Below are 14,688 nucleotides of genomic sequence, written 5' to 3'. Positions count from 1 at the left end.
CGCGCATGCCGCGGCCAGATGGCTTTTCCATGCGATAATGCCGGGTTCATATCGCCACCCCGGTGATACGCTGCCGGCAACCTTGCGCGGTGGCGCAAGCAGACAGCGTGCTCCATGGAACTGATTCGCAATTTCTCCATCATCGCCCACATCGATCATGGCAAGTCGACGCTTGCCGATCGCATCATCCATTTGTGTGGCGGCCTGGCCACCCGCGAGATGGAAGCGCAGGTGCTGGACAACAATCCGATCGAGCGCGAGCGCGGCATCACCATCAAGGCGCAGTCGGTGTCGCTTCCGTATACCGCGCGCGACGGCAAGACCTATCAGTTGAACTTCATCGATACCCCGGGTCACGTGGACTTTTCCTATGAAGTGAGCCGCTCGCTGGCTGCCTGCGAAGGTGCGTTGCTGGTGGTGGATGCGGCACAGGGTGTGGAGGCGCAGTCGGTGGCGAATTGCTACACCGCCGTCGAGATGGGCCTGGAAGTGGTGCCGGTGTTGAACAAGATCGACCTGCCCACGGCCGACGTCGAGAAGGTCAAGGGCGAGATCGAAGCCGTGATCGGCATCGACGCCACCGACGCGGTGGCGATCAGTGCCAAGACCGGCCTCAACGTGGTCGAGGTGCTGGAGGCGATCGTGGCCCGCATTCCGCCGCCGAAGCCGCGCGACACCGACAAGCTGCAGGCGCTGATCATCGATTCCTGGTTCGACAACTACCTCGGCGTGGTGTCGCTGGTGCGGGTGATGCAGGGCGAGATCAAGCCCGGCGACAAGCTGCTGGTGATGTCGACCGGACGCACCCATCAGGTCGATGACGTCGGCGTATTCACGCCCAAGCGCAAGAAGCTGGAGAAGCTTGGCGCCGGCGAAGTGGGCTGGATCAATGCCTCGATCAAGGATGTGCATGGCGCACCGGTCGGCGACACGCTGACCCACGCCGGCAAGCCGGCTGAACATGCGTTGCCCGGCTTCCAGACCATGCAGCCGCGCGTGTTCGCCGGTCTGTTCCCGGTGTCGTCCGACGACTTTCCGGCGATGCGCGAGGCGCTGGACAAACTGCGTCTCAACGATGCCGCGCTGTTCTTCGAGCCGGAATCGTCCGAAGCGATGGGCTTCGGCTTTCGCTGCGGCTTCCTCGGCATGCTGCACATGGAAATCGTGCAGGAGCGGTTGGAGCGCGAATACAACCTGAACCTGATCACCACCGCACCGACGGTCGTCTACGAGGTGCTGAAGACCGACGGCTCGATCCTGATGCTGGACAATCCAGCCAAGTTACCGCCTTCGCCACAAGTCAGCGAGATTCGCGAGCCGATCATCGTGGCCAGCATCCTCACGCCGGAGGCCTATATCGGCAACATCGTCACCTTGTGCCAGGAAAAGCGCGGCGTGCAGCGTTCGATCCAGTACCTGGCGACCCAGGTGCAGATCACCTACGAATTGCCGCTGGCCGAGGTGGTGCTCGATTTCTTCGACCGGCTGAAGTCGGTCTCGCGCGGTTACGCCTCGATGGATTATCACTTCGAGCGTTTCGACGCCGGTCCGTTCGTGCGTACCGACGTGTTGATCAACGGCGATCGCGTGGACGCGCTCAGCCTGATCGTGCATCGTTCGCATGCCGATCGCCGTGGCCGCGACCTGGTCGAGCGGATGAAGGACCTGATCCCGCGCCAGCAGTTCGACGTGGCGATCCAGGCGGCGGTTGGCGCGCAGGTGATTGCGCGCTCCACCGTGAAGGCCCTGCGCAAGAATGTGTTGGCCAAGTGCTATGGCGGCGACGTCAGCCGCAAGAAGAAACTTCTGGAAAAACAGAAGGAAGGCAAGAAGCGCATGAAGCAGGTCGGCCGGGTGGAAATTCCACAGGAAGCCTTCCTCGCCGTCCTGAAAGTAGACAAGTAGACGCGGCACTGAAGGAGTAGGGCATGGAGTACGATTTTTCGGCGATCCTGCTGGGTCTCACCATCCTGTTCGGTGTGATCTGGGGGCTGGATCGTCTGTTCCTGTACAAGAAGCGCCAGGCGAAGCTTGCCGCTGCCGGCAAGGAATATCGCGATCCGGTGCCGGTGGATTGGTCGCGCTCGCTGTTCCCGGTGGTGCTGATCGTGCTGTTGCTGCGCACCTTCGTGGCCGAGCCGTTCCGCATTCCGTCCGGTTCGATGATGCCGACGCTGGACGTGGGCGATTTCATCCTCGTCAACAAGTTCGCCTACGGCTTGCGCCTGCCGGTGTCCAACACCAAGGTCGTCAGCATCGGTGAACCGAAGCGGGGTGACGTGGTGGTGTTCCGCTGGCCCGGCTACACCTGCCACGAGGCGGACGGCAAGGTGGTGCATGGCGGTGACCCGGAATGCACCACACCGGTGCCGCGGCAGAACTGGATCAAGCGCGTGATCGGCCTGCCGGGCGATACCATCCAGGTCCACGACAGCCAGATCATCATCAACGGCAAGCCAGTCATCGCCGACGAGGTGGGCCCGTTCAAGGGCAATCCCGCGCGTACCGATGACAACCTGCTGATGTCCTACAACGCGACCATCTGGAACGAACACCTGGGCAATGTGACCCACCTGATTGCGCGCATGCCGGAGCGTGGCCCGACGCCGCCGATTCCGAATTCGCGTGTGCCGTCGGTGGTGCCGCAGGGCTGCTACCTGGTGATGGGCGACGATCGCGAGAACAGCGAAGACAGCCGTTACTGGGGCTGCATGCCGGAAACGGCACTGGCGGGCAAGGCGTTCCTGATCTGGATGAGCTGGAAGGGCTGGGGCACGGGTGGCGTAGGCTTCCACCGGATCGGCAAGCTGATCCACTGAAGTGTCGCGGCATGGCCCGGATATGTCATTCCGTGACCGTGCGGACTGGCGGCCGGGCCGCTGTCGCGGCACAGTACGCAGCGACAATGGCCAATCGGCCTGTGGATACACGTACGAGCCGCATCGACGGCATGGCGAGGGGACTATGAAATCGAAGCAAGCGGGGATCACCCTGATCGGGTTTCTGATCGTGCTGATCGTGGTGGGTTTTTTCGGCTTCATGGCGATGAAGCTGGTGCCGGCGTACAGCGAGTACATGGGCGTGGTGAAGGCCATGAACCAGGAAGCCACCAATGGCGTGGATGGCAAGACGCTGGACAGCATCCGGCGCGACCTGTCCTACAAGTTCAGCATGCAATACGTGGACGATGGCACCATCACGCCCAGCGACATCACCATCACCCACGTCAACGGCGGCAACCAGCTGAACATCGCCTACGACAAGCAGATGCCATTCATCTACAACATCGATTTCCTTGTCCATTTCGAGAAAAGCGTGCCGCTGCAAGGCACCATTGCCCAGTGATTCCGTGCAACTGACTTACCGCTTCCGTGATCCCGCGCTGGCCGAGCTGGCGCTGACCCATCGCAGCATGGGCAAGCCCAACAACGAGCGTCTGGAATTCCTGGGCGATGCGTTGTTGGGCGCGTTCGTGGCCGAAATGCTCTATGAAGTTCATCCGAAGGCCAGTGAGGGCGAGTTGTCGCGGTTGCGCGCGCAATTGGTCAATGGCCAGGCTCTGGCGGTGATTGCGCGCGAGCTGGAACTGGGTGATCGGCTCAAGCTGGGCTCGGGTGAGCTCAAGAGCGGCGGCTTCCGGCGCGACTCGATCCTGGCCGATGCCTTCGAGGCCATGCTCGCGGCCATTCATCTCGATGGCGGACTGGAGGCCTGTCGCAATACCGTGCGCGAAATCTTCACCGATCGCATCGCCGCCTTGCCGCGCTCCTCCAAGGACGCCAAGACACGCCTGCAGGAATGGCTGCAAGGCCATGGCTTGCCGCTGCCGCATTACGAGCTGAAAGACAGCTACGGCGAGGATCATGCGCGCACCTTCGACGTCAGTTGCGCCGTATCCGAGCCGCAGGACATCGTCGCCGAGGGCAGCGGCAACAGCCGCCGGGCGGCCGAGCAGGAAGCGGCCGAGGTGGTATTGGCGCGCCTGCTCGACAGCTCGGACAAGGGCTGAATTCCGGCCCTGAGCTTAATTTCGGCGATATCGCCGCCCATCGGGCGCTGGCGCCCGTAGGCGCATGGCGCCATGCTTGTCATCCGTTTCGAGAGCACACTTTCCCCATGAACGACGAACTGGAAGCCGGTTTCGCCGGCGAATTGCCGCACGAGGATTACCGTTGCGGGCTGGTCGCGCTGGCTGGCCGGCCCAACGTGGGCAAGTCGACCTTGCTCAATGCCTTGATCGGTTTCCGCCTGTCCATCGTCAGCCCGCGGCCGCAGACCACGCGCCATCGCATCCTGGGCATTGCCAACAGCGACGCAGGGCAGATCATGTACGTGGATACGCCTGGCCTGCACCGAGGCGCCAAGCGGGCGATGAATCGCAGCCTCAACCGGGCCGTGCGTTCGGCGATCAGCGAGGTGGAGCTGGCCGTGCAGGTGATCGAGGCCGGACGCTGGACCGACGAAGACGAGGCGCTCTACGCTGCGTTGGCCGAGCAGAAGCTGCCGCGCCTGCTGGTGATCAACAAGGTCGACCTGAGCAAGGACAAGACCGCGCTGCTGCCGTTCGTAGCCGAGCTGGGCAGCACCCACCATTTCGACGCGATCCACTATGTCAGCGCGCTCAAGCGCAAGGGGCTGGAGCAACTGCAGCGCGACATCCTCAGCCGCCTGCCGGTGCGTCCGCCGGTATTCGGCGAGGACGAAATCACCGATCGCAGCGAGCGCTTCCTGGCCGCCGAAATGGTGCGCGAGCAGTTGATGCTGCGGCTCGACCAGGAATTGCCGTACGCCACCACGGTCGAGATCGAGCAGTTCAACGACCGTCCCGACGGGGTGGCCGAGATCCATGCGGTGATCTGGGTTGAACGTGATGGCCAGAAAGCCATCGTGATCGGGCAGGGCGGTGCCCAGCTCAAGGCCGTCGGCAGTGCCGCGCGCCGACACATGGAGCGCATGTTCGAGCGCAAGGTGTTCCTCAAGCTGTGGGTGAAAGTGCGCGAGGGCTGGGTGGATGACGAGGCCATGCTGAAGAAACTCGGCTATACGGATTAGAGCGAGGAGTGAGTGGATAGGAGTGAGAAGTGAGAGAAAAGCCTTGGTAACCGTGGCTTTCCCGCTTTTCTCTCACTTCTCACTCTTCCCGCCTTACTCCTGATTCCCCCATGCGCATCGACCAGCAACCCGCCTACGTCCTGCACGCGCGGCCCTACCGGGAGACCTCGTTGCTGCTGGAGTGCCTGACCCGCGACCACGGACGGCTTGGGGTGGTTGCTCGCGGGGTGCGCAGCGAGCGCGGTCGGCTGCTGCGTTCGCAGCTTGAGCCGTTCCAGCCGCTGGCGCTGGACCTGTTGATGCGCGGTGAACTGGCCACCTTGCGGGCTGCCGACACGCTGGCCAACGGGCTTCGCCTGCAGGGCGATGCGGCCATGGCCGGGCTCTATCTCAATGAACTGGTGGTGCGCCTCACCGAGCGGCAGGACCCTTCGCCCACGCTGTTCGATGCCTACGCCCGGACGCTGGCGCGACTGGGTAGTGACGATCCGCTGGCGTGGACGCTGCGGCGCTTCGAGCGCGATCTGCTCGATGCCCTGGGTTATGCCTTGCAGCTGGAATTCGAGGCGGATTCCGGCGAGCCGGTTGCTGCGGAAGGCCTTTACCGTTACGACGTGGAGCAGGGGCCGGTGCGGTTGCAGGGCACCAACGTGCGTGCGGTACGCGGTGCGGACCTGCTTGGCCTGGCGCAGGATCGTGCTCCCGATGCCGCAGGCCTTGCCGTCCTGCGCGACATGATGCGCGAGGTGATCCGCTTCCATCTCGGCGGCGGCGAGTTGCGCGCGTGGCGGGTGCTGTCGATGGCGCTGACGTCGCGCGGCCGGCAACGGTAGCGGTGTGATGCCGGGTCAGTTGCGCACCGGTCCCAGTGCGTGCAAGGTGGCTTGCAGCGTGTCGCGGAAGGGCTCCAGCGGAATCGGGGCATCGGCCGGAGCGTCACGCAGCCATTGCTGCAGGGTAACCGTGCATTCGGCCAACGCCGCCGCGCCGCAAAAGCCGCAGGACGAGCGCAGGCGATGCAGGCGTTCGGCCAGGGCCACGCGGTCGTTGCAGAGTGGTGCCAGCTCGCGCTCCAGATTGGTCAGTTCGTCGTGCAGCAGGCCGCGCAATGCCTGCATGGTGCGCGCGTCGCCGGTGCTGTTCAGGGCGGCGGCATCGTCAAGCAACGGGGCGCCACCTTCGCAACGGCTCAAGGCCAGCACACGACGCAGTGCCTTCAGATCGCAAGGCTTGATCAGGATTTCACCGAAGCCGGCCCGCAGCAGGCCGCGGCGATCGAGCGATCCCGATTCCGCGCTGCTGGCCACTGCCGGACTGGCATGCGAGGCGGCATCGGGGCTGGCCCGCAAGGCGTCGAGTACCTCCCGCGCACCGGCGCCGGGCATGCGGCAATCCAGCAGCAGCAGGTCGAAATGCTTGCGTCGAGCCAGTTCCAGCGCGGCCGGGCCGTCGTCGCAGGTCTCCACCTCGGCGCCCAGGTGGCGCAGGCCATCGCCAAGGAAACGCCGGCTGGCCGGATCGTCGTCAGCCACCAGCACCCGGAGTGCGGGAGCGTCGGGAGCCGGGCAGGAAACGGGGTTCGGCATGACGAATTCCTTGTCGTTCATCAGACTTTGGCAGAATGGCGCGACATGAGTTCCATATCAAGCCGCCTGTTGCTGTTCCTTTGTGTCCTGTGCGCCGCGTCATGGGTTGCGCCCGCGCGGGCCGACATCGTGCTGGCCGCCAAGCGGATCACGGTGGCCGGTGTCGATTTGCAGAACGTGCAGGCGCGCGTAACGCCCGGTACCCCGGCGGGTACCCTGCAGCTGACCTTGCAGGCCGACAAGGCGGATATCCCTGGGCTCGGCTGGCGGCGCGTGGGTCTTGATCTCGATGGCACGCTGCAACGTGATCCGCAGTTGCGCTGGATGTTCGACGGTTCGACCAAGGTGACCGGTGCGCCGGGGCGGGCACTCGACCATGCGCTGCTCGCGCTGGTGATGGATACCACCTCCAACACGCTGCAGATCGATCTGGAACAGGGCAAGACGCAGGTGAATGCCGCGTTGCCGCTGGACCAGACCACCCACGCGCAGATCAGCCTGAAGCAGTTGCCGGCGGCCTGGCTGCAGGGCTTGCTCGGATCGGTGTGGTCAGGCCATGTCACCGGCGGCCGGCTGGATGCGGAGCTGGCGCTCGACGTGCGCGACCACGGGATCCAGTCCTCGGGCGATTTCACCCTGGCCGGGATCGGTTTCGACACGCCGGCCGGCACCTTGGCCGGGCAAGGGCTGGCGGGCCGCGGACGACTCGGTATCGATACCACCGGCGGTGCCGCGCGCATCGATTTCGACGGCAACCTGCACGATGGGCAGTTGCTGCTGGGCACGATTTTCGCGAAGTTGCCCGCCCATCCGGTGCAATTGGCGCTGACCGCCGAAGCCGATCACGGCGCCGTGGCGTTGAGTCGTCTGCGGGTCAATGATCCCGGGGCCATGCAGATCGACGGCAGCCTGGCCTTCGATGCCCGCGGCCATCTGCAGAAGCTTCACCTGACTCGCTTCCATGCCGCATTCCCGGTGGCCTATCAGCGTTACGGCCAGGCCTGGCTGAACACGCTGGGTTTGCAGAACCTGCACATCGATGGCCAGATCGACGGGCATCTGGACCTGGCGGCAGACGGCTTGCGCAGCTTTGCCTTCCGTACCGATGGGCTGGACATGGCAGATGGCGCCGGGCGCCTTGGCGTCGGGAACCTGCGTGGCGGGCTGGACTGGTCGGCACAGGGTGAACGTCCCGCCACCACGCTGGCCTGGGACAACCTCAAGGTGTACCACCTCGCCAATGGCGCTGCCGTGTCGCACTGGCAAAGCCGCGGCGGCAGCCTTGCCTTGCAACAGCCGCTGACGATGTCGGTACTGGGTGGCCAGTTGCGGCTGGGGTCGCTGGATTGGCGCCCGGCCGCAGCCAAGGGCCAGCGGCTGTCGACCTCGCTGGCCGTGACCGGAGTGGACATGGCGGCCTTCAGCAAGGCCATGGGCTGGCCGCAGTTCCCGGGCACGCTTGCTGGCGCGATACCCTCGCTGCATTGGGTGGATGACCGCATCGAGCTGGATGGCGGCTTGTCGGTCAGCGTGTTTGGCGGCTTCATCGACATCACGGGGATGACGCTGCAGCAGCCGTTTGGCGTCAATCCGGTGCTGACCGGCAATGTCTCGCTGAAGCAGCTTGACCTTGCCGCATTCACCAGCGTGTTCGATTTCGGCAGCATCACCGGGCGCATGGATGGCCATATCAACAACCTGCGGCTGGTCGACTGGACGCCGGTGGCGTTCCAGGCCTCGCTGCTGGCCGGCGGTGGTGGCCGCATCAGCCAGCGCGCGGTAAACAACCTCACCACGGTCGGTGGCGGCGGCATTGCCGGTGGCCTGCAGGGCGCCGTGCTGAAGCTGTTCAAGAACTTTTCCTACAAGCGCATCGGCCTGAATTGCACGCTGCAGGCGAATGTGTGCCAGATGGGTGGTCTCGACAGCAGTCCGGACGGCTACACTATCGTCGAAGGCAGCGGCTTGCCGCATCTGGAAGTGATCGGCCACCAGACCCGCGTGGACTGGCCGACCCTGGTGCGGCGCCTGAAGGCCGCTGTCGAAGGATCGGGGCCGGAAATTCGTTGAGTCCGGCCATGCCTGCCGTTTCCCCACCGGAGCCACCCATGCGCAAGATTGTTTACGGATTGCTGACTACGCTGTTCATCGCCCTGGTGGGTTGCGTCACGATCAACGTGTATTTCCCTGCCGCCGCCGCGCAGAAAGCGGCCGACCAGTTCATCGGCAACGTGCTCAATGGCAGCGGAGCCGCCGCGCAGCCGACACCGAAGCACGACACGGACAATGCGCCGGCCAAGGGCAGCGATCCCTCGGCCATGCTGCTGGACCTGCTGGTACCCGCCGCGCAAGCCGCCGCGACCCCGGACCTGCGCGTGCAGACGGCCACCACCGAAGCCTTGCGCCAGCGCATGCGCACCCGCTTCGAGAATAGCCTCGAGGCCATGCTGGACAGTGGTGCAGTCGGTTTCACCAACGACGGCCTCGTCGCGCTGCATGACGCCAGCAAGATTCCGCTGGCCCAGCGTGCCCAGCTCAACGCGACCATCGCCGACGAAAATCGCGACCGCAACGCGCTGTACCGCGAGATCGCCAACGCCAACAACCATCCGGAGTGGGAAGCGCAGATTCGCGCCACCTTCGCCAAGGGCTGGATTAGCCACGCCCGCGCCGGCTGGTATTATCAGGACGCCTCCGGCGCCTGGAAGCGCAAGTAAGCGCGCCGCGCCCTGGATTTTTCGCCCGATTGACGCGCCCGGGTCCAGCGACTCGGGCGCGCTTGTCCAGGAGTCTGTCGGACTCGGGTTGGCCGGGCTGCAAATCGGGCGATGTGGTCCATAAATCGGGCGATGTGGTCCATCTTTCCGCCGAATCTGGTCCCATGGAATCCCTATGGGCGGCGAATCGTCGAAAACCTGTCCACACACTGCCCGATTTTTGCCTCGACCACCCAAGCCCGACAGACTCCGAGAGCCCATGCCAGCAGCCATCGAAGCCACCATCACCGACCTCACTCACGACGGCAAGGGCGTCACGCGCATCGACGGCAAGGCGGTGTTCGTCAGTGGCGCCCTGCTGGATGAGCGGGTGCTTCTGCGCATCAGCAAGCGGCATCGCCACTACGACGAAGCCGAGGTGGTCGAACTGCTGCAGCGCTCGCCGCATCGCGTCGAGCCGAAATGTCCGCACTTCGGCCTGTGTGGCGGTTGTACCTTGCAACACCTGGATGCCGAGGTGCAGATCGGCATGAAGCAGCGAGTGCTGGCCGACAACTTCACGCGCATCGGCAAGGTGACGCCGGCAAGCTGGTTGCCGCCACTGACCGACGAACCGTGGGGCTATCGCCGCAAGGGACGCCTGTCGGTACGCGCGGTGCCAAAGAAGGGGCGGGTGCTGGTCGGTTTTCGCGAAGAGGCCAACCCCCGTCTCGTTGCCGATATCCGGCGCTGCGAAGTGGTGCATCCCGTGCTCGGCGAACGGATCGCGCTGCTGGCCGAATTGATCGACGGCATGGATGCGGTGGCCGATATCCCGCAGATCGAATTTGCCGCCGGCGACGACACCATCGCGCTGGTGTTCCGTCACATGAATCCGCTCAGCGAACGCGACCAGGCCGCGTTGGTTGCCTTTGGCCGGCAGCACGGCTTTGCCATCTACCTGCAGCCGGGCGGGCACAGCAGCGTGCACCCGCTGTGGCCGGAGCACCCGCGACTGGCGTTCAAGCTGCCGGCCGGCGGAGGAGCCGATGATGTGGAGCTGGAATTCCAGCCGCTGGATTTCGTCCAGGTCAACGCCGGCATGAATCGGCGCATGCTGGCACGCGCCATGGATCTGCTCGACCCGCAGCCGTCCGATCACGTGCTCGACCTGTTCTGTGGACTGGGCAACTTCACCTTGCCGATGGCCCGGCGCGTGGCCGAAGTGGCTGGCGTGGAAGGCGAACACGGACTGGTCGAGCGCGCCGCCGAAAACGCACGCCGCAACGGCATCGCCAACGCGCACTTCCATGTCGCGAACCTGATCGAGGACCAGCGCGGTGCCGAATGGGCCCGTCAACCCTGGGACAAATTACTGCTCGATCCGCCGCGTGCCGGCGCCGACAAGCTGCTCGACTACCTGCCGCACAAGGCCACGAAGCGCATCGTCTACGTCTCCTGCCATCCGGCATCGCTGGCGCGCGACGCGGGCATCCTGGTGCAGCGGCACGGGTTCAGGTTGACGTCGGCCGGGGTGATGGACATGTTCCCGCATACGGCGCATGTGGAATCGATTGCGCTGTTCGAACGGTGAAAAAGCGAGAAGTGAGGGTGGAGAAGTGAGCAGCGAGAGAAAGCAGGCGCGCCGGACGGACGCCGCCCACTTCATTCGATTTGGCGACAGCGCGGATCGTGCACCGGTTTTCGCTCACGGCGCATTCCTCTTTGCTCACTCCTGATCCCCATGCCCATCGAAATCGAACGAAAATTCCTGTTGAACGGCGACGGCTGGCGCGGGCAGGTCACGCGCAGCGAACGCATGGCGCAGGGCTATCTGGTCGGCGCAGCGGCATTGCAGGCCGGGCATGCTCGCGCTTCAGTGCGGGTGCGTCGCAGCGGCGTGCAGGCCTGGCTCAATATCAAGGCCGCGCGGCTGGGCATCGAGCGGGCGGAGTACGAGGTGGCGTTGCCGCCAGATGAAGCCGACGAGATGCTGGCCACCTTGTGCGATGGCGTGCTGGAGAAGATCCGCCATTACGTCACGCTCGATGGCATGCTTTTCGAGATCGACGAATTCCTGGGCGCCAATGCCGGCCTGGTGGTGGCCGAGATCGAGCTGCCGACGGCCGATGCCTCTTTCCCGCGCCCGATTTGGCTGGGTCGCGAGGTGAGTGCGCTGGCGCGCTATTACAACGTCAACCTGATCGTGCATCCCTACGCCGAATGGTCGGTGGCCGAGCGCGATGCTGCCGAGGGAGAATCTGCCTGATGTTGCTGATTGGTCTGGCTGGAACCGACATTGCCGAAACCGAACGTGCCTGGCTGACCGCGCCCGGCGTGGCCGGCGTGATCCTGTTTGCGCGCAATTTCACCAGCCGCGATCAACTGATCGCGCTCACCGAATCTATCCGCACGGTCGGAGGCGAGCACCTGTTGGTTGCGGTGGATCAGGAAGGCGGACCGGTGCAGCGCTTCCGCGATGGCTTCACCCGCTTGCCGGCACTGTCGAAGATCGGCGCGGCATACGATCGCGATCCCGAGGACGCGATCCGGCTGGCCGAGGAACACGCCTGGGTGATGTCCAGCGAACTGCGCGCCAGCGGCGTGGATTTCAGCTTCGCACCGGTGGTGGATCTGGCCCGCGGCAATGCCGCCATCGGTCCGCGCGCTTTTCACGCTGATCCGGCCGTGGCCGGCGAACTGGCCACTGCCTATGTGCGTGGCATGCACCTGGGCGGCATGGCGGCGGTGCTCAAGCATTTCCCGGGACACGGCTCCGTGGCCGCCGACACGCACAAGGCGCAGGCGATCGACCCGCGCTCGCTGGACGAGATCCGCGCGGCCGACCTGCGCCCGTTTGTCGAGGCGCTGGATGCACACGCCGAGGCGGTGATGATGGCGCACGTCGTCTATCCTGCCGTCGATGCGCAACCAGCCGGCTATTCCCGCGTGTGGATCGACGACATCCTGCGCGGCGAACTGGGTTTCGCCGGGCTGGTGATCAGCGACGATATCAGCATGGCCGCAGCCGGCGTGGCTGGCAGCGTGACCGGCCGCGTGCAGGGGCACCTGGCCGCTGGCTGCGACCTGGTGCTGGCCTGCTTCCCGAACGTGGTGGCTGAAGCCATTGCCGCGCTGCCGGCACTGCCGCCTGCCACCGCCGAACGCATGTCCGCCTTGCGCGGCGCCCTTGGCGCCAGCTGGGACGGATTGCTCGACAACCCGCAACGCGACCGTTTCGTCGCCCGCATCACGGCGCTCGACGCCGAGGACCACGCATGACCACTCCGACTCCTTCCCTATCGGATGCGCTGAGCCAATCCGACGTCTTGTTTGAACGCGCCGAGATCGAATCCGTGATTGCCGACCTGGGGCGCCGCATTGACGCTGAATTGAACGGCGAACGCGCCGTGTTCCTGACCGTGATGAATGGTGCATTGATGTTTGCCGGCCAGTTGGCGTTGTCGATTCGCACCGACCTGGAATTCGACTACGTGCATGCCACCCGCTATCGCGGCGAGACCAGCGGCAGCGAGCTGCACTGGTTGCGCGAACCGGTGGCGGAGATGACGGGGCGCACCGTGTTGCTGGTGGACGACATCCTCGACGAAGGCCACACGCTGAAAGCCGTGCGCGACCATTGCCTGGGCCAGGGGGCGAAACGCGTGCTGATCGCCAGCCTGTGCTGCAAGCGACACGATCGCCTGGTGGAAGGCATCGCCGCGGATTTCAACGGTGTCGAGCTGCCTGATCGCTACGTGTTCGGCTACGGCATGGACTACCACGAGCAGGGCCGCAACCTGCCAGCGATCTACGCACTGAAGGAAACCATGTAGAAGCCCGCTAGCGGGCGATGCTTTTCGCCGCGTAACGAATAGCATCGTGCGCAGAGTGCGCTCCCACATTTTCGATTACCCCGCAAGCGGATCACGACGATGCCCCAGCCCAAGCCGACCTCCATCGACCTCGCCGTCATCGGCGGTAGCGGCCTGTACAACTTTCCGGGCCTGCAGCATGCCGAGCGCCACACGGTGGACACGCCTTACGGTGCCGCCTCGGGCGATATCGTGGTGGGCGATTTCGCCGGCAAGCGCGTGGCCTTCCTGGCGCGTCATGGCGAAAGCCACAACCTGCCGCCACATCGGGTCAACTACCGCGCAAACCTGTGGGCGTTGCACAAGCTTGGCGCGCAACGGGTCATCGGCGTCAACGCGGTAGGTGGCATCCGGGCCGACATGGGGCCGCGTGTCATTGTGGTGCCCGACCAGGTCATCGATTACACCCACGGTCGCTACACCAGTTTCTGCGACGCCGACGGCGCCGAGGTCAAGCACATCGACTTCAGCGAGCCGTATACCGAGTCGTTGCGGCGCGACGTGTTGGCGGCGGCGGGCAGGGCGAACGTGGCGGTCATCAATGGCGGCTGCTACGGCGCCACTCAGGGGCCGCGGCTGGAAACCCGCGCAGAGATTGCGCGGATGAAGCGCGACGGTTGCGATCTGGTCGGCATGACCGGCATGCCCGAGGCGGCACTCGCGCGGGAACTCGAACTTGCTTACGCGTGCCTTGCGCTGGTGGCGAATTTCGCTGCCGGTTGCGGTGACGAAGCGGAAATCAGCATCGAGGAAATCTTTGCGCATCTGGCCGCGGCCACCGCGAATGTGCCGCCGATCATCGAGGCATTGCTCAAAAATTGAGCATGATAGCGGGGCCTCGCGCACATCAAGCCGTTCAACATATTGCGCTTTGACTGCAAACATGTTGATACTTCTCCTTGTGTCGGCGGCGAGGGGCCGGGGGGTTCAGTTGGTTCTCGCAAAGGCTTTGGCACATCCTGTCCATGAGTCAGAGGTTCCCGCAATGCGTTTCGGTACGGTCAAATGGTTCAACGATGCGAAGGGTTTCGGTTTCATCGCGCCCGAGGATGGTGGTGAGGACGTGTTTGTCCACTTCTCCGCGATCAATTCCAAGGGCTTCCGTAGCCTGCAGGAAGGCCAGCGCGTGAAGTTCGAAGTCACTCCGGGCCCGAAAGGTGCCCAGGCTTCCGGCGTCGAAATCGCCGCCTGAGTTTTGCCGGCCGTCCTTCGCGTCGGCCACATGCAGTACGAAAGCCCCGCGCCCACGGCGTGGGGCTTTTTTGCTTCATGGGATTTCGGACTATCCATAGGCCACTCCGGAAGATCATTGCCGATCTTTCCGGGACGCGAGTTCTCGCCGGGCAAGCAGGCTCGCCCGACGAGAAAACCGCGTGCATGATGGCGACTTGCCATGCGGGAGACGAAAGATGAGGTATGACGGGTCACTGCCGGAGGCAGCTTTGCGTGGTGCGTCGGCGCGGGCGTTGATGATGCAAC

Annotated in this window: 15 protein-coding genes; 14 read left to right on the top strand and 1 reads right to left on the bottom strand. The window is 64.5% G+C overall.

Annotated elements, in window-relative coordinates; genetic code table 11:
* Positions 1–114 precede the first annotated feature (114 nt).
* From lepA to recO, 6 genes are all read left to right on the top strand, one after another.
* Positions 115–1,905, top strand: a complete 1,791-nt coding sequence (gene lepA, locus BMY90_RS14105) for a translation elongation factor 4 (RefSeq protein WP_092704846.1) — start codon at positions 115–117, stop codon at positions 1,903–1,905.
* Between the two features lie 23 nt (positions 1,906–1,928).
* On the top strand, positions 1,929–2,819 hold the full coding sequence (lepB, locus tag BMY90_RS14100) for a signal peptidase I (protein ID WP_092704843.1): 891 nt from the start codon (positions 1,929–1,931) through the stop codon (positions 2,817–2,819).
* A 145-nt stretch (positions 2,820–2,964) separates the two neighbouring features.
* Positions 2,965–3,345 carry a DUF4845 domain-containing protein gene (locus BMY90_RS14095; RefSeq protein ID WP_092704841.1) on the top strand — a complete coding sequence of 127 codons (381 nt, stop codon included), beginning with the start codon at positions 2,965–2,967 and terminating at the stop codon, positions 3,343–3,345.
* Between the two features lie 4 nt (positions 3,346–3,349).
* Entirely contained in the window at positions 3,350–4,009 is a 660-nt protein-coding gene (gene rnc, locus BMY90_RS14090) for a ribonuclease III (RefSeq protein WP_092704899.1), read from the top strand.
* Between the two features lie 107 nt (positions 4,010–4,116).
* Positions 4,117–5,052, top strand: a complete 936-nt coding sequence (gene era, locus BMY90_RS14085) for a GTPase Era (protein WP_008215674.1) — start codon at positions 4,117–4,119, stop codon at positions 5,050–5,052.
* A gap of 110 nt (positions 5,053–5,162) precedes the next feature.
* On the top strand, positions 5,163–5,885 hold the full coding sequence (recO, locus tag BMY90_RS14080) for a DNA repair protein RecO (protein ID WP_092704839.1): 723 nt from the start codon (positions 5,163–5,165) through the stop codon (positions 5,883–5,885).
* A gap of 15 nt (positions 5,886–5,900) precedes the next feature.
* Here the strand turns inward: recO and BMY90_RS14075 are convergent, their stop codons facing one another.
* On the bottom strand, positions 5,901–6,638 hold the full coding sequence (locus BMY90_RS14075) for a response regulator (RefSeq protein WP_237711924.1): 738 nt from the start codon (positions 6,636–6,638) through the stop codon (positions 5,901–5,903).
* Between the two features lie 45 nt (positions 6,639–6,683).
* Between BMY90_RS14075 and BMY90_RS14070 the strand changes: the two genes are divergently transcribed.
* The 8 genes from BMY90_RS14070 to BMY90_RS14035 all read left to right on the top strand — a co-directional run bounded on the left by BMY90_RS14070 (position 6,684) and on the right by BMY90_RS14035 (position 14,401).
* Positions 6,684–8,708, top strand: a complete 2,025-nt coding sequence (locus BMY90_RS14070) for a translocation/assembly module TamB domain-containing protein (RefSeq protein ID WP_092704837.1) — start codon at positions 6,684–6,686, stop codon at positions 8,706–8,708.
* A gap of 38 nt (positions 8,709–8,746) precedes the next feature.
* Positions 8,747–9,355, top strand: a complete 609-nt coding sequence (locus BMY90_RS14065; RefSeq protein WP_092704835.1) for a YdbL family probable chaperone protein — start codon at positions 8,747–8,749, stop codon at positions 9,353–9,355.
* Between the two features lie 259 nt (positions 9,356–9,614).
* Positions 9,615–10,928: a 23S rRNA (uracil(1939)-C(5))-methyltransferase RlmD gene (rlmD, locus tag BMY90_RS14060; RefSeq protein WP_092704833.1), complete on the top strand. Its 1,314-nt coding sequence runs from the start codon at positions 9,615–9,617 to the stop codon at positions 10,926–10,928.
* Positions 10,929–11,078: 150 nt separating this feature from the next.
* Entirely contained in the window at positions 11,079–11,603 is a 525-nt protein-coding gene (locus tag BMY90_RS14055; RefSeq protein ID WP_092704831.1) for a CYTH domain-containing protein, read from the top strand.
* Positions 11,603–12,616 (top strand): beta-N-acetylhexosaminidase, encoded by a 1,014-nt coding sequence (nagZ, locus tag BMY90_RS14050; protein WP_092704829.1) that lies wholly within the window; start codon positions 11,603–11,605, stop codon positions 12,614–12,616. The genes BMY90_RS14055 and nagZ overlap by 1 nt, the downstream gene beginning before the upstream one ends.
* The gene (locus BMY90_RS14045; protein ID WP_092704827.1) at positions 12,613–13,170 is read left to right on the top strand and encodes a hypoxanthine-guanine phosphoribosyltransferase; all 558 of its coding nucleotides are present in this window, start codon (positions 12,613–12,615) and stop codon (positions 13,168–13,170) included. The genes nagZ and BMY90_RS14045 overlap by 4 nt, the downstream gene beginning before the upstream one ends.
* 99 nt (positions 13,171–13,269) lie before the next feature.
* A complete protein-coding gene (locus tag BMY90_RS14040; RefSeq protein WP_092704825.1) occupies positions 13,270–14,031 on the top strand; it encodes an S-methyl-5'-thioinosine phosphorylase in 762 nt (253 codons plus the stop codon).
* Positions 14,032–14,194: 163 nt separating this feature from the next.
* Positions 14,195–14,401, top strand: a complete 207-nt coding sequence (locus tag BMY90_RS14035; RefSeq protein ID WP_008215655.1) for a cold-shock protein — start codon at positions 14,195–14,197, stop codon at positions 14,399–14,401.
* The last annotated feature ends 287 nt before the right edge of the window (positions 14,402–14,688 follow it).

The sequence above is a fragment of the Rhodanobacter glycinis genome (assembly GCF_900114325.1).
Lineage (GTDB): Bacteria > Pseudomonadota > Gammaproteobacteria > Xanthomonadales > Rhodanobacteraceae > Rhodanobacter_A > Rhodanobacter_A glycinis.
The sequence above is the reverse complement of the archived record's forward strand: the minus strand, read 5'-3'. Positions and strand labels throughout refer to the sequence as shown.